Origin of the sequence: Mycobacterium sp. 134 (assembly GCF_048282715.1) — a bacterium.
In the GTDB taxonomy this organism is placed as follows: Bacteria; Actinomycetota; Actinomycetes; order Mycobacteriales; family Mycobacteriaceae; genus Mycobacterium; species Mycobacterium septicum.
The window spans coordinates 3,414,842-3,436,399 of sequence record NZ_JBLVUN010000008.1 but is presented as its reverse complement, the minus strand read 5'-3'; the positions used below and the strand labels follow the sequence as shown (position 1 = coordinate 3,436,399).

19 protein-coding genes are annotated in these 21,558 nt (G+C 66.9%); 10 read left to right on the top strand and 9 right to left on the bottom strand.

The features are described from left to right. Window positions 1-2: 2 nt before the first annotated feature. From ACNQVK_RS21165 to dnaE, 4 genes are all read left to right on the top strand, one after another. On the top strand, window positions 3-380 hold the full coding sequence (locus ACNQVK_RS21165) for a YciI family protein (protein WP_418031069.1): 378 nt from the start codon (window positions 3-5) through the stop codon (window positions 378-380). A gap of 29 nt (window positions 381-409) precedes the next feature. Beyond that, window positions 410-1,624, top strand: a complete 1,215-nt coding sequence (locus ACNQVK_RS21160) for an RNA polymerase sigma factor (RefSeq protein WP_418031068.1) — start codon at window positions 410-412, stop codon at window positions 1,622-1,624. 32 nt (window positions 1,625-1,656) lie between these two features. Continuing rightward, a complete protein-coding gene (locus ACNQVK_RS21155; protein WP_418031067.1) occupies window positions 1,657-2,304 on the top strand; it encodes a TetR/AcrR family transcriptional regulator in 648 nt (215 codons plus the stop codon). 69 nt (window positions 2,305-2,373) lie between these two features. Next, window positions 2,374-5,925 (top strand): DNA polymerase III subunit alpha, encoded by a 3,552-nt coding sequence (gene dnaE / locus ACNQVK_RS21150; RefSeq protein WP_418031066.1) that lies wholly within the window; start codon window positions 2,374-2,376, stop codon window positions 5,923-5,925. Here the strand turns inward: dnaE and ACNQVK_RS21145 are convergent. After that, window positions 5,891-6,373: a PPOX class F420-dependent oxidoreductase gene (locus ACNQVK_RS21145; protein ID WP_418034246.1), complete on the bottom strand. Its 483-nt coding sequence runs from the start codon at window positions 6,371-6,373 to the stop codon at window positions 5,891-5,893. The two genes, dnaE and ACNQVK_RS21145, sit on opposite strands and share 35 nt — an antisense overlap. A gap of 56 nt (window positions 6,374-6,429) precedes the next feature. Between ACNQVK_RS21145 and ACNQVK_RS21140 the strand changes: the two genes are divergently transcribed. Continuing rightward, window positions 6,430-6,819: a MerR family transcriptional regulator gene (locus ACNQVK_RS21140; protein WP_418031065.1), complete on the top strand. Its 390-nt coding sequence runs from the start codon at window positions 6,430-6,432 to the stop codon at window positions 6,817-6,819. On the opposite strand, the gene ACNQVK_RS21135 is transcribed toward ACNQVK_RS21140, so the two are convergent. Both ACNQVK_RS21135 and ACNQVK_RS21130 read right to left on the bottom strand, forming a co-directional pair. Further along, entirely contained in the window at window positions 6,801-7,736 is a 936-nt protein-coding gene (locus ACNQVK_RS21135; RefSeq protein WP_418031064.1) for an LLM class flavin-dependent oxidoreductase, read from the bottom strand. The genes ACNQVK_RS21140 and ACNQVK_RS21135 overlap by 19 nt on opposite strands. Before the next feature lie 63 nt (window positions 7,737-7,799). Continuing rightward, the gene (locus ACNQVK_RS21130; RefSeq protein WP_418031063.1) at window positions 7,800-8,633 is read right to left on the bottom strand and encodes a class I SAM-dependent methyltransferase; all 834 of its coding nucleotides are present in this window, start codon (window positions 8,631-8,633) and stop codon (window positions 7,800-7,802) included. Between the two features lie 135 nt (window positions 8,634-8,768). Here ACNQVK_RS21130 and ACNQVK_RS21125 point away from each other — a divergent pair, with 135 nt between their 5' ends. Continuing rightward, a complete protein-coding gene (locus tag ACNQVK_RS21125) occupies window positions 8,769-9,173 on the top strand; it encodes an SRPBCC family protein (RefSeq protein ID WP_418031062.1) in 405 nt (134 codons plus the stop codon). Here the strand turns inward: ACNQVK_RS21125 and ACNQVK_RS21120 are convergent. Both ACNQVK_RS21120 and ACNQVK_RS21115 read right to left on the bottom strand, forming a co-directional pair. Next, window positions 9,167-9,397 (bottom strand): hypothetical protein, encoded by a 231-nt coding sequence (locus ACNQVK_RS21120; protein ID WP_418031061.1) that lies wholly within the window; start codon window positions 9,395-9,397, stop codon window positions 9,167-9,169. The genes ACNQVK_RS21125 and ACNQVK_RS21120 overlap by 7 nt on opposite strands. A gap of 80 nt (window positions 9,398-9,477) precedes the next feature. After that, window positions 9,478-9,915 carry a lipoprotein LpqH gene (locus ACNQVK_RS21115; protein ID WP_418031060.1) on the bottom strand — a complete coding sequence of 146 codons (438 nt, stop codon included), beginning with the start codon at window positions 9,913-9,915 and terminating at the stop codon, window positions 9,478-9,480. Between the two features lie 150 nt (window positions 9,916-10,065). Here ACNQVK_RS21115 and ilvA point away from each other — a divergent pair, with 150 nt between their 5' ends. Next, window positions 10,066-11,346 carry a threonine ammonia-lyase IlvA gene (gene ilvA, locus ACNQVK_RS21110; protein WP_418034245.1) on the top strand — a complete coding sequence of 427 codons (1,281 nt, stop codon included), beginning with the start codon at window positions 10,066-10,068 and terminating at the stop codon, window positions 11,344-11,346. A 27-nt stretch (window positions 11,347-11,373) separates the two neighbouring features. Here ilvA and ACNQVK_RS21105 read toward each other — a convergent pair whose 3' ends face one another. Then, window positions 11,374-13,038 carry a M4 family metallopeptidase gene (locus tag ACNQVK_RS21105; RefSeq protein ID WP_418031059.1) on the bottom strand — a complete coding sequence of 555 codons (1,665 nt, stop codon included), beginning with the start codon at window positions 13,036-13,038 and terminating at the stop codon, window positions 11,374-11,376. 301 nt (window positions 13,039-13,339) lie between these two features. Here ACNQVK_RS21105 and ACNQVK_RS21100 point away from each other — a divergent pair, with 301 nt between their 5' ends. Beyond that, on the top strand, window positions 13,340-15,067 hold the full coding sequence (locus ACNQVK_RS21100; RefSeq protein WP_418031058.1) for a tyrosinase family protein: 1,728 nt from the start codon (window positions 13,340-13,342) through the stop codon (window positions 15,065-15,067). Continuing rightward, window positions 15,064-15,891 carry a DUF2182 domain-containing protein gene (locus tag ACNQVK_RS21095; protein ID WP_418031057.1) on the top strand — a complete coding sequence of 276 codons (828 nt, stop codon included), beginning with the start codon at window positions 15,064-15,066 and terminating at the stop codon, window positions 15,889-15,891. The genes ACNQVK_RS21100 and ACNQVK_RS21095 overlap by 4 nt, the downstream gene beginning before the upstream one ends. On the opposite strand, the gene ACNQVK_RS21090 is transcribed toward ACNQVK_RS21095, so the two are convergent. Next, entirely contained in the window at window positions 15,860-17,026 is a 1,167-nt protein-coding gene (locus ACNQVK_RS21090; RefSeq protein WP_418031056.1) for an MFS transporter, read from the bottom strand. The two genes, ACNQVK_RS21095 and ACNQVK_RS21090, sit on opposite strands and share 32 nt — an antisense overlap. Before the next feature lie 85 nt (window positions 17,027-17,111). On the opposite strand from ACNQVK_RS21090, the gene ACNQVK_RS21085 reads away from it, so the two are divergent. Beyond that, window positions 17,112-17,570 carry a winged helix-turn-helix transcriptional regulator gene (locus ACNQVK_RS21085; protein ID WP_418031055.1) on the top strand — a complete coding sequence of 153 codons (459 nt, stop codon included), beginning with the start codon at window positions 17,112-17,114 and terminating at the stop codon, window positions 17,568-17,570. On the opposite strand, the gene treZ is transcribed toward ACNQVK_RS21085, so the two are convergent. After that, window positions 17,564-19,297, bottom strand: a complete 1,734-nt coding sequence (treZ, locus tag ACNQVK_RS21080) for a malto-oligosyltrehalose trehalohydrolase (protein WP_418031054.1) — start codon at window positions 19,295-19,297, stop codon at window positions 17,564-17,566. The two genes, ACNQVK_RS21085 and treZ, sit on opposite strands and share 7 nt — an antisense overlap. Beyond that, window positions 19,290-21,557: a malto-oligosyltrehalose synthase gene (gene treY / locus ACNQVK_RS21075; protein ID WP_418031053.1), complete on the bottom strand. Its 2,268-nt coding sequence runs from the start codon at window positions 21,555-21,557 to the stop codon at window positions 19,290-19,292. Before treY ends, treZ begins: the two co-directional genes overlap by 8 nt. Window position 21,558: the final 1 nt, after the last annotated feature.

The following is a 21,558-nucleotide window of genomic DNA, read 5'->3' as shown; positions in this document are numbered from 1 at the left end:
CCGTGCAGTACTGCCTACTCATGCACTACCAGGAGGGACCGGAGGCGGGTCTGAGCGAGGAGGACATGAAGCCGGCCCAGGCCGCTTTCGCCCGCTATGCAGACGACCTGGATGCGGCCGGCGTGCTCGTCGGCACACAGGTGCTCCAATCGGCGTCGGCCACCACGACCTACACGGCACGCACCGGCACCGCCGAGATCCAGGACGGGCCGTTCGCCGACACCAGGGAACGGCTGGGTGGGGTGTTCGTCATCGACGTTGCCGACCTCGACGCGGCGTTGGCCTGGGCCGCGAAGTGCCCCGCCGCGGCCTGGGGTTCGATCGAGATCAGGCCCGTCGCAGTGACCTACGGCCGGGGCCGGGGCTGGTACACACCCTGAACACGTCCGCCGGGAAGCGGCTCACGCAGGTGGTCGGCCGGTCCTATGGCCGGCTGCTTGCACTGCTGGCCGCGCAATGCCGCGACATCACCGCCGCCGAGGACGCGTTGGCCGACGCGATGGAACGCGCCCTGCAGCGCTGGCCGCTCGACGGCGTCCCGGGCAATCCCGAGGCGTGGTTGCTGACCGTGGCGCGAAATCGGCTGCGGGACATGTGGAAATCGCCTGCGCATCGGTTGAGCGGGCCCTGGACCGAAGACCGCGACGTCGCCGAGGAGGTGACTGAGCCTGCCGCGATTCCCGACCGTCGGCTTGAGCTCATGCTCGTGTGTGCGCACCCGGCGATCTCCGCCGACATCCGTACCCCGTTGATGTTGCAGACGGTGCTTGGCGTGGACGCGGCCGCCATCGCCGCGGCGTTCGTCGTCGCTCCCGCCACCATGGCGCAGCGGCTGGTGCGGGCGAAGAAACGCATCCGAGACACCGGAATCCCGTTCACCCTGCCCGAGCGCACCGACCTTGCCGCACGACTCCCCGAGGTACTCGAAGCGGTCTACGGCGCATATTCGATCGACTGGTTGTCGGTACCGCAACGGCCGGCCATCGAATCACTGTCGTCGGAGGCCCTGCATCTGGCCATGGTGCTCGTCGAGTTGCTGCCCGAGGAGCCGGAGGTGCTCGGCCTGGCGGCGTTGATGTGCCTGTGTGAGGCGCGGCGCCCGGCCCGCCTCGATCGGGACGGCACCTTCGTCGCGTTGGACGACCAGGACCGTGGCCGGTGGGACGACGGGCTGTACGCGCGAGGGGAACGCCTGCTCGCCCGGGCCCACGGCTTCGGGCGGCCGGGCCGGTTCCAGTACGAGGCCGCGATTCAATCGGCGCACTGCGCCGCCGGCGTTGAGCATCACGCACTGCGCAAGTTGTATCGGGCACTGATGCGGGTGGGTCCGTCATTGGGCGCCGCCGTGGCCCTGGCTGCGCTGGACGGCGAAATCGACGGGGCTGACGCGGGATTGCACGCCCTCGACGCGATCACGGACCGCGCGGCCGAGGGGTTTCAGCCCGCGTGGGTCACTCGAGGCCATCTCCTCGGCGAGGCGGGGCGGGCTGACGAGGCCGCGGCGGCATACCGCCGGGCCATCGAGCTGACCGCCGATGATTCAGTGCGGGCCTACCTGAACGAGCGGGTGCGGAGCCTGACGTCGACCGGCCCGATCGGCGACATTAGCGGCACCACCTTTTGACCTTGATTCAGCAATGACTTAGTGTTTGCTAGATGACTCCCCGGGGTAGGCCCAAGGCGAGCCGTCGAGGGCCGGGCCGACCGATCGGTGCCGATGCTGCGCAAACCCGTGTACGCATCGTGCAAGCGGCCTACGAAGTCATCAACGAGCGCGGTTACGCGGCGGCGACATTCCAGGAGATCGCGACACGCAGTGGCCTGAGCCGCCCGACGCTGAACTACTATTTCGCCAGTCGCGAGGACCTCTACCGAGCACTGCTGCAGCAGGCGCACGAGGTCGTCATGTCGTGCATCCACGTCGCGAAACAGCATGAAAGAACGCTGGATCGGTTGCATGCGTACATCGATGCCGTGGTGGAGGTGTGGCATCGGGACGGTGCGGTGGTGGGGTTTCTGGTCAATGCCAGGATCGAGTCGTACCGCCATCCCGATCTGCCCGCGGCCACCGTCACGGCGACCCGGGGATTCCTCGGCGAGCTGGTCACCGAGGCGGTTGCCCGGCGCGAGTTGCCGGCGCACACCGAGCAGGCGAGTTTGGTCGAACTGCTGTACGCGATGTTGTGGGGGGTGGGCGCCTACACCGGCTGGCAGGGTCGCCCCGTCGACGTCCCATCGATAGCCAAGCAACTGCAATCGGTGATCGTCAATGGGTTGCTGCCCATCACCGATCGTGATCTCTGACTCGCCGGCAAAGACACGCGAGGCGACACGCGCGGCGGTGTCGGTGGGGCGCCATAGACTGGCACCCCTATGAGCGGTTCATCTTCTGGGTCCTTCGTGCACCTGCACAACCACACCGAGTACTCGATGCTGGACGGCGCCGCGAAGATCACCCCGATGCTGGCCGAGGCGCAGCGTCTGGGCATGCCGGCGATCGGCATGACCGACCACGGCAACATGTTCGGCGCCAGCGAGTTCTACAACTCGGCGACCAAGGTCGGCATCAAGCCGATCATCGGTATCGAGGCGTACATCGCACCCGCCTCGCGGTTCGAGACCAAGCGCGTCCAGTGGGGTGATCCGAGCCAGAAGAGCGACGACGTCTCCGGCAGCGGTGCCTACACGCACATGACGATGGTCGCGGAGACCGCGACCGGTCTGCGCAACCTGTTCAAGCTGTCGTCGTTGGCTTCCTTCGAAGGTCAGCTCGGCAAGTGGGCGCGCATGGACGCCGAGATCATCGCCGAACACGCCGAGGGCATCATCGCGACCACCGGTTGCCCGTCGGGTGAGGTGCAGACCAGGCTGCGGCTCGGCCACCGCCAGGAAGCGCTGGAGGCGGCCGCCAAATGGCGCGAGATCTTCGGTCCCGACAACTTTTTCCTCGAGCTCATGGATCATGGCCTCGACATCGAGCGCCGGGTCCGGGAGGGCCTGCTGGAGATCGGGCAGAAGCTCAACATCCCGCCGCTGGCCACCAACGACTGCCACTACGTGACGCGTGAGGCCTCTCAGAACCACGAGGCCCTGCTGTGCATCCAGACCGGCAAGACCTTGTCGGATCCGAACCGGTTCAAATTCGACGGCGACGGCTACTTCCTCAAATCGGCCGAGGAGATGCGCGCACTGTGGGACGCCCAGGTGCCGGGTGCGTGCGATTCCACGGTCCTCATCGGCGAGCGGGTGCAGTCCTACGCCGACGTCTGGACCCCCAGCGACCGCATGCCGGTGTTCCCGGTTCCCGACGGGCACGACCAGGGCTCCTGGCTGACTCATGAGGTCCAGGCCGGCCTGGAGGAGCGCAGGTTTCGGGGCGCGCCTGTCCCACCCGAGTACACCGATCGCGCGGCCTACGAGATCAAGGTCATCTGCGACAAGGGCTTTCCGTCCTACTTCCTGATCGTGGCCGACCTGATCAACTACGCCCGTTCGGTCGGGATCCGGGTGGGGCCGGGCCGTGGATCGGCCGCCGGATCACTGGTGGCCTACGCGCTGGGTATCACCAACATCGACCCCATCCCGCACGGTCTGCTGTTCGAGCGCTTCCTCAACCCGGAACGTCCGTCGGCCCCCGATATCGACATCGACTTCGACGACCGCCGCCGCGGTGAGATGCTGCGATACGCGGCCAACAAGTGGGGCAGCGACCGGGTGGCCCAGGTCATCACCTTCGGTACCATCAAAACCAAAGCGGCGCTGAAGGATTCGGCCCGTGTGCATTACGGTCAGCCGGGTTTCGCGATCGCCGACCGGATCACCAAGGCGCTGCCGCCGCCCATCATGGCCAAGGACATCCCGGTGTCGGGGATCACCGATCCCAACCACGAGCGGTACAAGGAAGCCGCCGAGGTCCGCGCCCTGATCGACACCGATCCGGATGTGCGGACCATCTTCGAGACTGCGCGCGGCCTGGAAGGTCTGGTGCGCAACGCGGGTGTGCATGCATGTGCGGTGATCATGAGCTCCGAGCCGCTCATCGACGCGATCCCGCTCTGGAGACGGCCCCAGGACGGCGCGGTCATCACCGGCTGGGACTATCCGTCGTGTGAGGCCATCGGCCTGCTGAAGATGGACTTCCTGGGCCTGCGGAACCTGACGATCATCGGTGACTGCCTGGAGAACATCCAGGCCAACCGGGGCATCGACCTGGATCTGGACACGCTGCCCTTCGATGATCCGGCGGCTTACGAGCTCCTCGGCCGCGGCGACACGCTGGGAGTGTTCCAGCTCGACGGCAGCGCGATGCGCGACCTGCTGCGGCGCATGCAGCCCACCGGATTCAACGACATCGTGGCGGTGCTCGCGCTGTACCGTCCCGGTCCGATGGGCATGAACGCCCACAACGATTACGCCGATCGCAAGAACGGCCGGCAGGCGATCAAGCCCATCCACCCCGAGCTCGAGGAACCGCTCAAAGACATCCTCGCCGAGACCTACGGCCTGATCGTCTACCAAGAGCAGATCATGTTCATCGCGCAGAAGGTCGCCTCCTACACCATGGGTAAGGCCGATGCGCTCCGTAAGGCCATGGGTAAGAAGAAGCTTGAGGTGCTCGAGGCCGAGTACAAGGGCTTCAAGGAAGGCATGACGGCCAACGGATTCTCCGAGGCCGCCGTGAAAGCCCTGTGGGACACCATCCTTCCGTTCGCCGGGTACGCGTTCAACAAGTCCCACGCGGCCGGCTACGGCCTGGTGTCCTACTGGACGGCCTACCTCAAGGCCAACTATCCCGCCGAATACATGGCCGGTCTGCTCACCTCGGTCGGTGACGACAAGGACAAGGCGGCGGTCTACCTCGCCGACTGCCGCCGGCTCGGTATCACCGTCCTGCCCCCCGACGTCAACGAGTCGGTGCAGAACTTCGCCTCGGTGGGCGACGACATCCGGTTCGGTCTGGGCGCGATCCGCAACGTCGGCGCGAACGTCGTTGCGTCGCTGATCAGTAGCCGGACCGAGAAGGGCAAGTACGCCGACTTCTCCGATTACCTCAACAAGATCGACATCGCGGCCTGCAACAAGAAGGTCACCGAATCGTTGGTGAAGGCGGGCGCGTTCGACTCGCTCGGCCACCCCCGCAAGGGGCTGTTCCTGGTGCACACCGACGCCGTCGATTCAGTGCTCGGCACCAAGAAGGCCGAGGCGATGGGGCAGTTCGATCTGTTCGGCGGCGCCGACGACGGTGGCGGCACGGACGCGGTGTTCACCATCAAGGTGCCCGAGGAGGAGTGGGAGGACAAGCACAAGCTCGCACTCGAACGCGAGATGCTGGGGCTGTACGTGTCCGGCCATCCGCTCAACGGGATCGCCCACCTGCTGGCCAACCAGGTCGACACGCAGATCCCGGCGATTCTCGACGGCGACATCCCCAACGACGCACAGGTGGTGGTCGGCGGTATCCTGGCCTCGGTCAACCGTCGCGTGAACAAGAACGGCTTGCCCTGGGCCTCAGCCCAATTGGAAGACCTCACCGGTGGCATCGAGGTGCTGTTCTTCCCCCAGACCTACTCATTGTTCGGCCACGAGATCGCGGACGACGTAGTGGTACTGGTGAAGGCGAAAGTCGCTGCGCGCGATGACCGGATCTCGCTGATCGCCCACGAACTGGTCGTGCCCGACTTCAGCAGCGCCCAGGCCGACCGGCCGCTGGCGGTTAGCCTGCCCACCCGCCAGTGCACCATCGACAAGGTGAGTGCGCTCAAACAGGTGTTGGCCAATCATCCCGGCACCTCCCAGGTGCATCTGCGGCTGATCAGCGGTGAGCGGATCACCACGCTGGAACTGGATCAGTCGCTGCGGGTGACCCCTTCCTCGGCGTTGATGGGTGATCTCAAGGCGTTGCTCGGCCCGGGTTGTCTGGGGTAGCGGCCAGGTCGATCTTCACGATCGCGCTGTCGGGCCACAGCCCGCGGTCCCGCGCCCGCCGTAGCTTCTCCCGCAACGGAAGGTCGCGGTGCACATTGGTGACGCCCGGGATCTTGAGCAGAGGCACGATGTTCCATTGCCATCCGTATCGCCGGTGCAGGGCGCGGTTGGCCAGCTGGGCGTCCTCGCCGCCCAGGACGGTGGCCCGGCCGCTCAGCCAGGTGCTGCCGGTGACTCGTCCCTTGTAGTCGCAGACCACCAGTTCGATATCGGGTCGGGCGGTGAGCCTGCGGGTCTTCGGGCCGATCTTGGTGCGGAACAGTGCCGTCGGGCCGTCGAGCACGAACCAGATCGGGGTGTCGACGGCCGTGCCGTCGCGGCGGAAGCTGCGCAGCAGTGCGTAGTGGGAGCGGCTGAGAGCCTGGAGTGTGGTGTCGGTGTGCGGCATGTAGCCAGTCAACGACTTAGAGTTGACTCTAAGTCAAGCTCGAGGGAGGAGGTCGGATGGGTGCGACGCTGACCATCGGAGATGTCACGCAGCGGACCGGGGTGGCTCAGACCGCGCTGCGCTACTACGAGCAGGTCGGGCTGCTGCCCGCGCCGGAGCGCGTCGGCGGGCAGCGCCGTTACCAGGAGTCGGTCCTGATGAGGCTGGAAGTGATCAGGTTGTGCAAGACCGCCGGCTTCTCATTGACCGAGATCGGGCTGCTGCTCAGGGATGACACTCCGGGCCGGCCGGTGGCTCGTGAACTGGCGCAGACCAAACTCGCCGAGATCGATGCGCAAACGGAGGCGCTGGCCCGGGCCCGAGCTGTCATCGAGTGGGGAATGCGGTGCGCGTGTCCGTCAATCGAGTTGTGCACGTGCGGGATTCATCACGAGCTTCCGGCCTGACGCAAGAGCGGCAGTAGCCGGCCGGCAAGCATGTGCGGGTGCGGGTCGAGCGAGCCGATCCGCAGAACCAGGTGTCGTGCCCCGGCGTCGACATAGCCGGCGAGCCACGCCGCGCATTCCTGGGCCGATCCACCACAGATCGCCTGAAACGAGCTCAGCACATCCAGCGGCTGGCGATAGTAGGCCCGGGTGTAGGTGTCGAGCGTGTCCTTGGCGCGCCTGCGGTCGTCGTCGATACATACCGTGGCGTACAGCGCGGGCGTGATGGGGCGCGGCGTCAGCTCGCTGATTCGCGCCCAGGCCCGCGCGTAGGCGCCGGCATCGGGAAGGTAGGGCAACCATCCGTCGTAGCCTTCGGCGACCCGGGCGATGACCCGGTCCGAGTCGCCGCCGGCCAACCACAGGGGCGGGCCGCCCGGGCGCGCGGGCGGAAGTGCACTGTCGAGGCCATCGATCTGCCAGTACCGGCCGCTGAATCGGCTCTCGCCGGCCCATGCCTGCCGCCACAGTTCGGCGGCCTCGTCCAGGCGGCGCGCCCGATCGCTGAACGGCATTGCCAGCGCGTCGAATTCACGCCGGCTTTCCGGTAGGGGAGATCCGGAACCCAGTCCGAGGATCAGCCGGCCGCCCGAGAGTTGGTCGACCGTGGCGGCCTGCGCCGAGGTCAGCAGCGGCGGGCGCAACGGACCGATCAGCGCTGCGGTACCGAGGGTGACGCGGGAGGTGCGGGCACTCACCGCTGCGAGCAGCGTCAGCGGATCAACCCGGGTGCGGGCCAGCACGGAATCCCCGGTCCATACCGAGTCGAATCCCGATTCCTCTGCGGTTCGGGCGAATTCGATCAGCCCGTGTGCGTCATGCCGGCCCGTCATCGCGGTTTCCCGGCTTGGCAGCATGATGCCGATGGACAGCGACATGCGTCAACGATGACGCCGCATGCCGGTTTGGTCGACTACCTGACGGGTAATGGCGACGGCCGGTCAGAACCGGTACCGCAGGATGCGCGCCTTGCGGGCCGTCGCCTTGCTGAGGCCGGAGACCCGGGTCGCGATCCGCAGTGCACCGGGAAAGCGATCGACCTCCGGTTGGTGGGCCAGGCTGGACTCCTCGACGAGTCGCAGTCTCGGATTCCAGGTTTCGGGATGGTGGGCGTCCTTGAATCCTGGGTAGCCCCACTGGCTTCCGACATCTTTGAACATCTTGGCCGGAAAGAACTTCAGGGCTGCCTTACTCATCCAACCGATCCGGCCGTAGTCGTTGAACGCGAGTTCCCCGGAATCGAAGTGTTCGGTGATCTTTCGGAAGATGCCGGTGATGACCGGTTCGCCGAGGAACGCGAACAGTCCGTCGGCCACCAGCATGGTGGGTCGATCGGAGGGAATCGGGTCGGTCCAGTCCGGGTCGGCCAACGACGCGGCAACCGTATGCGCCTGGGGGAGTGGCGGCAGCATGCGGTCCCGTAGTTGGCTGATCCCCGGCAGGTCCACGCTGTACCAGTCGACTGTGACCGGCGGCGAGACACGGTGAACACCGCTGTCGAGGCCGCCGCCGAGATCGACGACGACGGCGTCGGGATGGCCGGCCACGAATGCACGGACCCGGTCGTCGAGCATCTTGGCCCGCAGCGCCGACTGGCACACCACGCTGGTCTGCACGCCCAGGCCGGCGAAGTCGTAATCGAGTTGTCCGACTGCCTCATCCGCCATGGCGTCGCCGAGGATCGGGCGGGCCCACCGGCTGTCGAGCGCCCGGGCGTACAGCGTCAGGAAAGCGGTTTCCTCCACCGGTAGGAGGCCCGTTGTCGGAATACCCACAAACCCGACCGTACACCCGGTCCACGGCTGAACAGTTGGGCGAAAACGTTTACCGCCCTTGCCATCACGGCCTGACTCGTGAATCGTCACAGTGCGTGGGTGCGCGGCGAGCGTCCGGCAGCCTACGGTGGAACCATGCGTAGCAGGCATGTGAGCGTCTGGATCGAGGTCGCGCCCGACGCGGTGTACGCCTACGCGTCGGATCCGCGGCAGTTGGCCTCGTGGGCGGCGGGACTGGCGGAGGGCGGGTTGCGCCTCACTTCGCGAGGATGGGTGGCGGATTCCCCGATGGGTGAGGTCAGCGTCGAATTCACCCCTACGAATGCGCTCGGCGTGCTCGATCACGTGGTGCGTCTGCCCTCGGGTGAGGCCGTCTACAACCCGATGCGGGTCGTCCCGGCGGGGGTCGAGGAAAAGTCGTGCGAAGTCGTATTCACCGTCCGGCAGCGACCTGGGATGACCGATGAGCAGTTCGAGGCAGATGTCGCCGCCGTGGCCGCCGATCTGGAGACGTTGCGGGGACTGCTGGAAGGTCAGTGATCAGAGGGCGAGAAACGGCCCAGGCCCAGCCACACTGCGATGGTGACCGCGGCGGCCGAGAGCACGGCCGGTGCCGTACTCATGGTGGCCACACCGACGACCACCAGTACCAGGGCACCGATCGCCAGGGCGATCAGCTTGTAGGTCGGCCAGGGCACCCCGGCGATGTCGACCTGGTGATCGGCCCGGGAGGTGACGCTGCGAAAGTTCCCGGCGGTGGTCATATGTTGACGATAGCTCGCAACATTGATTTCGGCCAGCCGAAACCTCGGATCAGGCGTGTCGTTTTACCGGTTGATCTGGTTCAACAGCGGGCTTCCACCCGGTACCGGACCTCGGCCGGTTTGGTCGGGCGGTCGGCGAACGAGCCATGTGCGGTGCCGCTGAAGTGGAATTTGGTGTCGTCGATGCCTGCCTGGGTGTCCGGCGCGCCGGCCTGAGCGCCCCCGGTGAAGCCGGTCAGGTCCCGGATCCGCATGACCTTGGGCTCGACGGTGCCCCCGGTCTGGATGATCGCGGTGAACCCAGGTGTTTGCGGCTCCGTTTCGATGGTCCACAACCAGGAGATTTGCGTGCACTGCACCTTGTAGGACGTCGGCATTTCCTGGTCGTCGATGAAGACTCGCGCGGTGTTGGCATCGGCGGGGCTGCCGGCGGGCGCCGCACACGCGGTCGCGGCGAGCGCGACCGCCATCACGATGTGCGCTGCCGCCCACCGCACTCCCCGCTGAGTGTGCCTCACGCTGGTTATTTTCCCAGTTCGGCGTCTGTTCAACCGCATGTTGCGAATTTCGGTGGTCTGGTGACGCGGACCGCGGAATCTCGGCGTGTGCGCCCACCCACGTGTAGTGAAACCGCTGGCCAGTGGCACCATTGAACGGTGACTGCCGATCTGAGCAAAGGCTCCCGAGTGTCCCCGCTGGCCGCGCCGCTGACTGCCGCCGACATCGACGAGGCCGCCGAGCGAATTTCCGGGGTGGTCACCCGCAGCCCGCTGCAGTTCAACGAGCGGCTGTCGGAAGCGACCGGGGCCAACGTCTACCTCAAGCGCGAGGACCTGCAAGCGGTCCGTTCCTACAAGGTGCGCGGCGCGTTCAACCTGATGGCGCAGCTCTCGCCCGAGGAACTGGCGGCCGGCGTCGTGTGTTCCTCGGCAGGCAACCACGCCCAGGGTTTCGCGATGGCCTGCCGGTCGATGCGCACCCATGGCCGCGTCTATGTACCGGCCAAGACCCCCAAGCAGAAGCGGGACCGGATCCGGTACCACGGCCGCGAGTTCATCGAGCTCATCGCCGGCGGGTCGACCTACGATCTGGCTGCCGCCGCCGCGCTCGACGATGTCGCACGCACCGGGGCCACCCTGGTGCCGCCGTACGACGACCTGCGCACGATGGCCGGACAGGGCACCATCGCCGCCGAGGTGCTCGACCAACTCGACGAGGAGCCGGATCTGGTGATCGTCCCCGTGGGTGGCGGCGGCTGCATCGCGGGCATCACCACATATCTCGCCGAGCGCGCCTCGAGCACATCGGTGCTCGGTGTGGAGCCTGCGGGTGCGGCGTCGATGATCGCCGCGCTGGCCGCGGGCGAACCCGTGACCCTCGACCACGTCGATCAGTTCGTCGACGGTGCGGCAGTGGCACGGGCCGGTGCGTTGCCCTACGCCGCGCTGGCCGCCGCCGGTGACATGGTCGCCCTCACCACGGTCGACGAGGGCGCGGTCTGTACTGCGATGCTCGACCTGTACCAGAACGACGGAATCATCGCCGAGCCCGCCGGGGCGCTGTCGGTGACCGCGCTGCTGGAGGCCGACATCGAGCCCGGGTCGACCGTTGTGTGTCTGATCTCGGGCGGCAACAACGACGTGTCCCGCTACAACGAGGTGGTCGAGCGGTCACTGGTGCACCTGGGACTCAAGCACTACTTCCTCGTGGACTTCCCGCAGGAACCCGGGGCGCTGCGCCGTTTCCTCGACGAGGTGCTCGGGCCGGGCGACGACATCACCCTGTTCGAGTACGTCAAGCGCAACAACCGGGAGACCGGTGAGGCGTTGTGCGGCGTCGAGTTGAGCGCGGCCACGGACCTGGAGGGCTTGCTGGCCCGGATGCAGGATTCCGATATCCACGTCGAGTTGCTCGAACCGGGGTCGCCGACCTACCGGTACCTGACCTGAGCCGCCCTTCCTGAAGCCGGCGAGGCCTCAGGCTCCGATACCGGTGGCCTCGAACCCGGCGCTGACGGCTCGGACTTTTTCGTCCAGAACGTCTTGCGGATCCTTGCGGAACAGGGACTTGGCCACGAGTTCGACCGCGCGTCGACTGTCGCTGAACCCAGATGTCCGCGACAGGTGCAGGGTCAGTGCCAGATAGAACAGCGTTGCGACGTCCTGCGGCGTGAAGAGATAGCCCTGGCCGTTCTTCGCGCTGATGACGTTGTACGCCGCCTTGTTGTGGATGCCGCTGTTGGTGTGCACGCCGCCGTTGTCGCGGGTCGTGTTCACGTAGTCGCGCACGTGGGCGGGCTGACCGCGCCGCGTCGGATCACTCAGATCGCGCAGCGGCACGCCGGTTCCGTCGAGTTCCTCGCCCATCTCCCAGTTCCAGCTGTCGATGTCCGGTTTCTGGGAGTTGGCGATGATCGTGCCCATGATGTCCGAATAGGACTCGTTGAGCGCGCCGGATTCGTCCTTGTACTCCAGGCGGGCCGTGTTGTCGGTCAATCCGTGCGTCATCTCGTGGGCGACGACATCCACGGCCACCGCATAGGACCGAAGCTCGCCGTTGACACTGCGCTGGCCGTACACCATCTGCGTCCCGATCCAGGCGGCGTTGCGCCATTCACGGGGGGTCGGGTCCTGGATCGACGTGCAGTTGATGGAGGAGATGAAAGGTCCTCCCTGGTTGTCCAGACCGTTGCGCTGCAATGTGTTCAGCAGGTAATCGGCCACCTCTTGGGCATTGGCGTGTGCGCTGATCGCCGCCGGGCTCCACGGGGCCGGGGGGTTGGTGATCGGCGCGGCGCCCGGTAGCGAGCGGAATTGCGATTCGATCCTGCGGAACCCGAAATCGTAGGTCTCGATGCGCCGGGTCGGGTCCACGAGCCGCGTGTTGTCGTTCTCGTCGCGCTCGGCCCGGATACGCCGGGTCTGGCCGAGTGCATCGGTGGAGTCCAGTTCTTCCAGAGTCCACGAAATCGTCTGCGTACGGGGAAGTTTGGTCACCAATTCGCCGGAATGGGCGTCGACGACGTAGTCGAAGAGTTCCGGCAGCGTCTCTGGGTGGCCGTCCGAGGTGCGCTTGCGGTGTCGCTGCACGTTCTTCGCGATGTAGACCAGGCGCCACACCCCGGGCTGGGAGCTGTTGTCGAAGTAGAAGTACAGCCGGGGCGGCTCGGGCAAGGGCAGCGCGTCCTTGCCCGCGTCCTTGACGATCACGTCCTGAGCCTGGGCCGGCGATATCGCCGCCACGGCGTCGACACCGTCGGGATTACCGATCGCCGAATTGACCGCCAGCATGTTGTTGTCGTCATCCAACTCGATCGTGACGAGGGAGCCGTAGATCGGAATGCGCTGACGGTACTGGGCGAACTTGACGACGGTGGAATCCGTGAGCGGGATGGATTCGGTGCCAAGGGCCCGGTACTCGGTTCCTGCGCCCGCGCTGCTGTCGGTGATGGTCGGCACCTCGGGACTGGCGATCATCTGGTTCAGATAGCGGCGCGCCGCCGATTCCGGATCGAGTGTTGCCACGTCGATCGCCCGGGCCGTGTCCGGTCTGACCGCCTCCTCGTTGATGGCCCGCACCGCCGGGCCCTGGTACTTGTCAGCGCTGTGCAGCGCAAAGCTCTCTAACCCGTTGTCGTTCATCAGTTCTCACATCTCCTGGTCCGATGGTGGCTGCCCCGTCGAGGGCCGACCGGGTGTCGGCGCCACGGCATGGCCTGATCATGCGTCGCGGACCCGCGAATTTCGTGCGTAGTCGCCTACTCGAAAAATGCGCGGACCGGACCTGCCAGGTCTGCACCGGTGCCGATGTCGCGCGACGTGCGGACCGCGTCGGAACCGAATGCAGGTAGTGATCTACGCGCGCGTCTCGGGCCGCAGATGCCTACCGTCCATGACGTGGGGTTACCGCCTCACGGGAGATCTGCCGTCAAGGGAGCCAGCCATGGCGAAATACCTCATCAAATCCGGTGACACCCTCGGTGCCATCGCAACTCGGCTCGGGGTGGGTCTGGCCGGCCTTGAGTCGGCGAACCCGCACATCACCGATCCACACCGGATCTTCCCGGGCCAGATCATCATCGTGCCGGGCAGTTCACCGGTGCCCGGACCCGAATACGTCGTGCAGTCCGGCGACACCCTGACCCACATCGCAGCCAGATTCGGGGTGAGCCTGGCCGACCTCGAAAGCGCCAATCCCCAGATCGCCAACGTGAATCGGATCTTCACGGGGCAGATCATCACGGTCACGGAAGCGTCCACGCGGGTCCGCCACGACATCTGGACACTCGACGCGATCGATCACTGGCACCCGACGATCTACGCCTACGCCCGCGCAGTGCAGGTGCTGATCGACCGGGCGGACGCGGATCAGTTCGACCCGATCGGTTGGCAGTATCAGTCCGACATCCACGGCACCACAGTGAATCCCGACAACTACCGGAACCAATGCCAGCACTTCTGCTGGTTCTTCCTGCCTTGGCACCGGATGTACCTGCAGTGGTTCGAGCGGATCATCAGATCTGCCATCGCAGACCTGGACGACGTCGACGAGCAGACGAAGGCGACCTGGGCGTTGCCCTATTGGAATTACAGCAGCGACGATGCCGCTCACAGGCGATTGCCGCAGGCCTTCCTCGACACCACCCTGCCGGACGGCGTGACGCCGAACCCGCTGTGGGTGCCCGGGCGAAACCTCAATGACGGTTCGTCGCTGCCTGTCTCCGACGTCGACCTGACCAGTGCGCTGGCGCCGGTGGATTTCGCCGGGATCGGCGGGTTTGCCGGTGGGCGCACCGGATTCAGCCATGGCGGCGAAGATCCGGGCTCGGCGATGGGACCGCTCGAAGGAACGCCGCACGGTGCGGTTCACGTCGGTGTGGGCGGTCTGATGGGTTCGTTCAACACCGCCGCGCTGGACCCGATCTTCTGGCTGCACCACGCCAACATCGATCGGATCTGGGAGATCTGGCGGACGATGCCCGACCGGACGAACACCACAGAGGCCGCCTGGCTGACCGGTGTGACGTTCCACTTCCACGACGAGAACCGGGCGACGCTCACCGAGACGGTGCAAGAGGTGCTCGACACCACGACCCAGCTCAGCTACCGCTATGAGGACATCGCGGCCCCTGTCGCACTGGAGGCTCTCATGCCAACCGAACCCGCACCCGAGAACCCGCCGGAACTCGTCGGAGCGTCGGACAGTGCGATCGCCCTCGCCGGTGAGACCGCCAACGTCACCTTCGGTATCGCTCCTCCGATCGGCCCGCTGGCTGAGGAGGCGACACCGGCGTCGCGCGCCTTCCTCCGCATCGAGGACGTGACGTCACCGGCACCGGTGGGCGTCACCTACAAGGTGTATCTCAATGTGGGCGGTGGCGAACCCACCGTCGATGACGACCATTTCGTCGGTGTCGCGGCCTTTTTCGGGATCGAGGAGACCAGTAACCCCGACAATGAGCACGGCGGGATGCGGCTCGCCTTCGACATCACGGGCCTGTACCGGCGGTTCAGCGCCGAGGGCCGCTGGAGCGATCAGGTCAGCGTCACCTTCGTCCCGCAGTATGTGGAGCCGGCGGCCCATCCCATCCAGCTGCCCGGTGCCCAGGCCTCGGCGCCGCAGGAGTCCGGCAATGCGCGAGTTGGTCGAGTGAGCGTCTTCCTGCAATGACACTCACCGCAGTGCCGAGCCGGGCGGCGCGGCCATCGGCCTGGCGGCGGTTGCGGTGGAGACATCCGGAGCTGTCCCTGCTGACGGTCGCGGTGGCCGCCTGGCTCGCGGTCGTGATCCTGCATCTGACGATGCCGTCTCACGCCGGAGCCCAACATTGTTCGATGGTGCCGCACGGCGCGGGCCACCACCACGGCACGATGAGCGTCGACGTTGTCGCCGACGGTTGTGTCGGGGTGCACTCCGGTGCAATGGAATTCCCCGATTCGATGGCGCTGTGGGCGGTGATGGCGGCCGCGATGATGCTGCCGACGACGCTGCCCGCCGCACGGTCGATAGCGCTGAACGGCAGATGGAATCGCCGCCACCGCGGCCAGGCGTTGTTCGCCGTCGGCTACCTCGCGGTGTGGTCGGCGTTCGGGGCGCTCGCGCTGACGGTCGCCTGGTTGATCGGACCGAAAGCCGGAGGAGCTCTTGCCGTCTCGGCGCTCCTGGCGACGGCGGCGGCCTGGGAACTGACCCGCAGGAAGCGGTTCTTCCTCCGCGCGTGCCACCGGGTCCGGGCGCTGCCGGCCGACGGATGGCGAGCGGACCGGGCCTGCGTCGGGGAGGGGCTGCGGAACGGATTGCAGTGCACCGGGGCATGCGGCCCGATGATGCTGCCGATGGCGCTGGCCCCGCACGCGCTCTGGCTGATGGTGGTCCTGTTCGGGGTCGTCGTGGGGGAGAAGTGGGTGACGAAGGGCGTGGATCATCTTCGCCTCTTCGCTGCGGTGCTCGCGGTGGTCGCCGTCATCGTGGCATTTGGTGCGCCGCTCGGCTGACCGACCAGACGACGAGCGCGCACGCCGCGAACGCGGCGCCGAGGATGCTGGAACCGGTCCACCCCGCGAACGCGTAGACCGCGGTCGTGGCCGTTGCCCCGAGTGCCGAGCCGAGTGAGTAGAAGAACATGTAGCCGCCGATGACGCTGCTGGTCCGATGCGGGTGGGCTGTGGTGAGTAGGTGCTGGTTGCTCACATGCACGGCTTGCACGGCGAAGTCGAGCACGATCACGCCGACGACGATCAGTACCAGCGACCATGATGCGTGTCCGATGGCCAGCCATGACGCGGTAAGGAGTGCGAGCGCCCCGCCGGTGACGGCGCTCGCGAGGCCGGAGTCGGCCCAGCGTCCTGCCCGGGCCGCGCCGAGCGCACCGGCAAGACCTGCGATACCGAAGAGGCCGATCTGTGCCGTGCTCAGATGCCACGGAGCGGCGGTGAGCGGCAGTGCCAGGCCGCTCCACAGCGTCCCGAAGGACGCGAACAGGAAGAACGCGATCAGCCCGCGTGAGACGAAAAGGCGCTCGCGGAACAGTCGGGCCAACGACATCAGCACGTCGAGGTAATCCGTTTGTTCGCGCCGTGGGTCGGGCGGCAACAGCCTCGGCACCAGGGCTGCCAGGGCAACCAGCAACACCGCCAGCCCGGCATAGACGCTGCGCCACCCCCACACGGCAGCGAGGGCGCCTGCCGCGACGCGTGAACCAAGGATGCCGACGACGACTCCGGAGGTCACCATGCCGAGGGTCCGGCCGCGGTCCTGGGGCGTGGACAGGGCCGCAGCGTAGGCGACAGTGGTCTGGACGACGACCGCGAACAACCCTGCGACCGCCAATCCGCCGAGCAGCAGCCAGGTTTGGGCGGCCGTCGCCGCCAGTGTCACACCGAACGCGGCCAGGAGAAGGTGCCCACTGATGAGCCGACGGCGGTCGAGGATGTCGCCGAACGGGACGAGGGCGACCAACCCGACCAGGTAACCGAGTTGTCCGGCCGTCACGATCCATCCCAGGTCGGCCTCCGGCACGCCCAGATCGCGGCCGATGCCGGCGAGGACGGGCTGCGCCGCGTAGATCGTCGCGACGGCCACCGCACACACCGTGGCGAAGAACATCCGCAGGCCGAGGGTCAGCTCCATGCACACTCCTTAATTGGTTGCAGATTGCAACTAATTGCAGGCTACGGCAGAATGGTTTCATTCAGCAACTCTTCAGGGGGGTGTGATGGCCGAGCCGGTGCCGCACAGCGATGACGTGACCTGGACCGATCCCACCTGCCCGGTGGCGCGCACTGTCGATCTCGTCGGGGACCGCTGGAGTCTGCTCATCGTCCGCGACGCCATGGACGGCGCGCGGGCGTTCACCGACTTTCAGCAGCGCACCGGCATCGCGCGCAACATCCTCACCGACCGGCTGCGCCGTCTCGTCGAGCGCGGCATCCTCGATCGGGAGGCGGCCGCATCAGGCCGGCGGCAGGTGTACACGCTCACCCAGGCCGGTCGCGACCTCTTCACCGTCGTGGTGGCGTTGCGCCAGTGGGGAGAGCGGCACGCCTTCGAGGCTGACGAGGCTCGCTCGGCACTCGTCGACGAACGGGGTGTCGCGCTCGCGGAATTGCGCCCCACGGATTCGCGCGGTGCCCCGGTGGATCCGGACAGCACGACCGTGCGGAAGGACTACTGAACGCGGTCGGTGCGCAGGATGGCGAACGAATGACCGGCCAATATCGTGGCGCCGGAACCGAAGACGGGGTCTTCCCAGGCCGCGACCAGTTTCCCTGCCACCGGCACGGACACGGCGTCGGAACCGAGGTTGCAGGCGATCGACAGGGCGCCGCGGTGCAGAACGATCCAACGCTGCTGCTCGTCGAAGTCGATCGACATGTGATCCAGCCACGGATCCGCGAGGTCGGGCTCGGTGCGCCGCAACGCGATCAGCTCCAGATAGGTCCTGTGCAGCCGATGGTGATCGCCGTCGGAGAGCTCGCTCCAGTTCAGCTTTGACCGCAGGAATGTCTCCGGGTCCTGCGGATCCGGGATCTCGTCCGCATCCCAGCCGTGCTCGGCGAATTCGGCCTTACGTCCCTCGGCGGTGGCGCGGGCCAGTTCCGGCTCGGGATGCGAGCTGAAGAACTGGAACGGTGAGGAGGATCCCCACTCTTCGCCCATGAAAAGCATTGCTGTATAGGGTGATCCGAGCGCAAGCGCGGCCTTGACGGCCAGCTGGCCAAATGTCAGGAGCTGCGACGGCCGGTCGCCGACGGCGCGGTTGCCGACTTGGTCGTGGGTAAGGGTGTAGGCCAGCAGCCGAGTGCCCGGAATGGTGGCGGTGTCCAACGGGCGGCCGTGTCTGCGGTGACGGAACGACGAGTATGTGCCGGCGTGGAAGTATCCGTGCTTGAGCGTCTGTGCCAGGGTGGCCAGCGATCCGAAATCGGCGTAGTAGCCCTGCCGTTCACCCGACACCGCGGTATGGATGGCATGGTGGACGTCGTCGTCCCACTGTGCGGTCAGGCCGAAGCCGCCACGGTCGCGCGGGGTGATCAGCCGAGGGTCGTTCAGGTCGCTTTCGGCGATCAACGAGAGGGGACGGCCGAGTTCTTCTGCCAGGGCGTCGGTCTCGGCCGCCAGCTCCTCGAGCAGATGGATCGCGGTGTTGTCCGCCAGCGCATGCACCGCATCCAGACGCAGACCGTCGGCGTGGAAGTCGCGCATCCAGCGCAGCGCACAGTCGATGATGTAGCTGCGCACCTCGTCGGCGTCGGCATCGGACAGGTTGATCGAACTGCCCCACGGATTGCTGCCGGTCGACAGATACGGACCGAACCGCGGCAGGTAGTTGCCCGACGGGCCGAGGTGGTTGAACACCGCGTCGATCAGCACGCCGAGTCCACGTGCGTGGCAGGCGTCGATCAGCCGGACGAGGCCGTCCGGTCCGCCGTAGGGTTCGTGCACCGCGTACCACAGCACCCCGTCATAACCCCAGCCGTATGTGCCGTTGAACGCGTTGACAGGCATCAACTCCACGAAATCGACACCGAGACCCACCAAGTGGTCGAGCTTCTCGATGGCGGCATCGAATGTGCCTTCGGGAGTGAAGGTTCCGGTGTGAAGTTCGTAGATCACCCCGCCGCAGATGGACCGGCCCGCCCACCCGGCGTCGGTCCAGGCGTCCGGTGTGGGCTGCCACAGCTGTGAGCGTTCATGCACGCCGTCGGGCTGGCGCGCTGAGCGAGGATCCGGCAGTACCGCGGCGTCCTCGTCGAGAACAAACCCGTACCGGGCGTCGGCGCGGCAGTCGACCTCGGCCCGCCACCAGCCGTCGGCGGTGCGCGTCATCTCGTGCTGCGCTCCGTCCACGTCGACCCGTACGCGGTCGGGCTTCGGTGCCCACACGGTGAATTCAGTCATCTGTGCGCTCCAGCAAGGCCACCGGCGAATCGGCGAGCAGGTCGGTCAACGGCACCCGCCCGGCCCACCGCCGGCCACTGAGCAGATCCAGCCACCGGCCGTCGGGCAATGGCAATGCCGTGTCGGACCAACCGGTTTCGGCCAGTGCCACGGTCCACCGGCACGCGGCCACCACGACATCCTGACCGCGCAGAAACGACACCAGGTGTGCTGCGGCGGTACCGGTGGCGGGCAGCGGCGTGTAGCCGCCGGCCCGGAAGGTCGCCGGCCGCGCGCGGCGCAGTGTCAGCGCGGCCGTGGTCACCCGCAGCTTGTCGTCGTCCCCGCGCTCCAGCGCATCACGCAGCGCCGCATGGTCGACGGGGCGCCGGTTGTCCGGATCGACCAGGCTGTCCTCGGTCGTTTCGGTGCCCTGGTAGACGTCGGGGATGCCGGGCGCGGTCAGCTGGATGAGTTTCTGGCCCAGGCTGTCGTTTCGGGCGTGCGCGTCGAGCCGACCCACCAGCGTCGTCAGTTCGGCGGCGACGGGCCCGTCGAGGACCCGGTCCAGCCAACCGTGCACCTCGTTCTCGAATTCCACGCACGGGTCATGCCATGAGGTTCGGGTGGCGGCTTCCCGGATCGCCTTCTCGGCGTAGGCGTGCAACCGGGCACGAAGCTCGTCGGTGACGGCGCCGTCCACCGGCCAGACGCCGAAAATGTTCTGCCACAAAAACAGTGCGGTGTCCCGGTCCGGGGGAGTAGACGATGCTGACCACCGCTCGACCGAATCGGCCCACGTCTCGGGGACCTGGGACAGCAGCCCGATCCGGGTGCGGACGTCCTCGCCGCGCTTGGTGTCGTGGGTTGACAATGTGGTCATCGCCTTCGGCCAGGCGCGCATCCGCGTCGTCGTCCGCTGGTGGAACTCGGCTGCCGACACCCCGAACAACTCTGGCGCACCGCCGACCTCGTTGAGCGACACCAGTCGGGCGTCGCGGTAGAACAGGCAGTCCTCGACCGCCTTGGCCGTCGCCGCACCACACAGTTGGTTGAACCGGGACACCACCTCGTCACTGGTGGACAGGGCCGTCGCGACGGTGGACAGCGTTTCGGTCAGTTCCGGTGCAGCCCAAGATGTCTCCTGTACGGCTACCGGAAGGATCGCGCCGAGCGCCGGATAGTCGCTGCGGTACACGCCGACCCTGCTGATCAGTGCGGCCACGGCGGACGGCAGCAGCCGGTCCTGCCTCGCGGTCACCGCTGTGATGGCCCGGCACAGCCGGCCCAATTCGCTGGCCAGGGTGTCGGTTACCGCCGCGGTCTTGAGTGTGCGTTCGGCGTCGGGATCCGGGCGCCCGCTCACCGCGGTGAGCGGGCTTTCGCCGGACGGGGCGATGAACAGTCCACCCACCTCGCGCAGCGCGTCGTAGCCGGTGGTGCCGTCGACGGGCAGTGACGCATCGAGGCTCTCGTCGGCGGCCAGGATCTTCTCGACCACGATCCAGGCTTCGGGACCGGTGAGTTCGCGTAACCACCCCAGATAGCCTGCGGGGTCGGACAGTCCGTCCGGATGGTCGATCCGCAGGCCGTCCACCAGGCCCTCCTCGAACCAGCGCTTCACCTCCACGTGGCTCGCGTCGAAGACGGTGCGGTCCTCCTGGCGCAGCGCCGCCAGGGACGTGATGGAGAAGAAGCGACGGTAGCCGCAGATCCCGGTGCGCCAACCCGTCAGCCGGTAGTGCTGGCGGTCATGGACCTCGCTGCCGGTACCCGAGCCGGTACCGGGCGCCACCGGGAAGACCAGGTCGCCCAGTCGCAGCACGTCGCCGTCGAGCACCAGGTCGGCGACGTCGTCGTCGGAACCCAGGACCGGCAACACGATCCGCCCGCCGTCGAGATCCCAATCGATGTCGAAGTAGTCGGCGTAGGCCGAGGCGCGGCCATGCCGCAGCAGATCCCACCACCAGGGGTTCTGCTCGGGGTGGGCGACGCCGACGTGGTTGGGCACGATGTCCACGATCAGGCCCATGCCGCGGGACCGGGCAGCCTCTGACAATCGGCGCAGTCCCTCCCTGCCGCCGAGGGCGGCCGATACCGTGGTGGGATCGGTGATGTCGTAGCCGTGGGTGGATCCGTGTGCGGCGGTCAGGATCGGCGACAGGTAGAGATGCGAGATTCCCAGCCGGTCGAGATAGTCCAGGAGATTCACCGCGTCGTCGAATGTGCAGCAGTCCCCGCGCATCTGGAGCCGATACGTGGACAGGACCGGGCCGGGCATA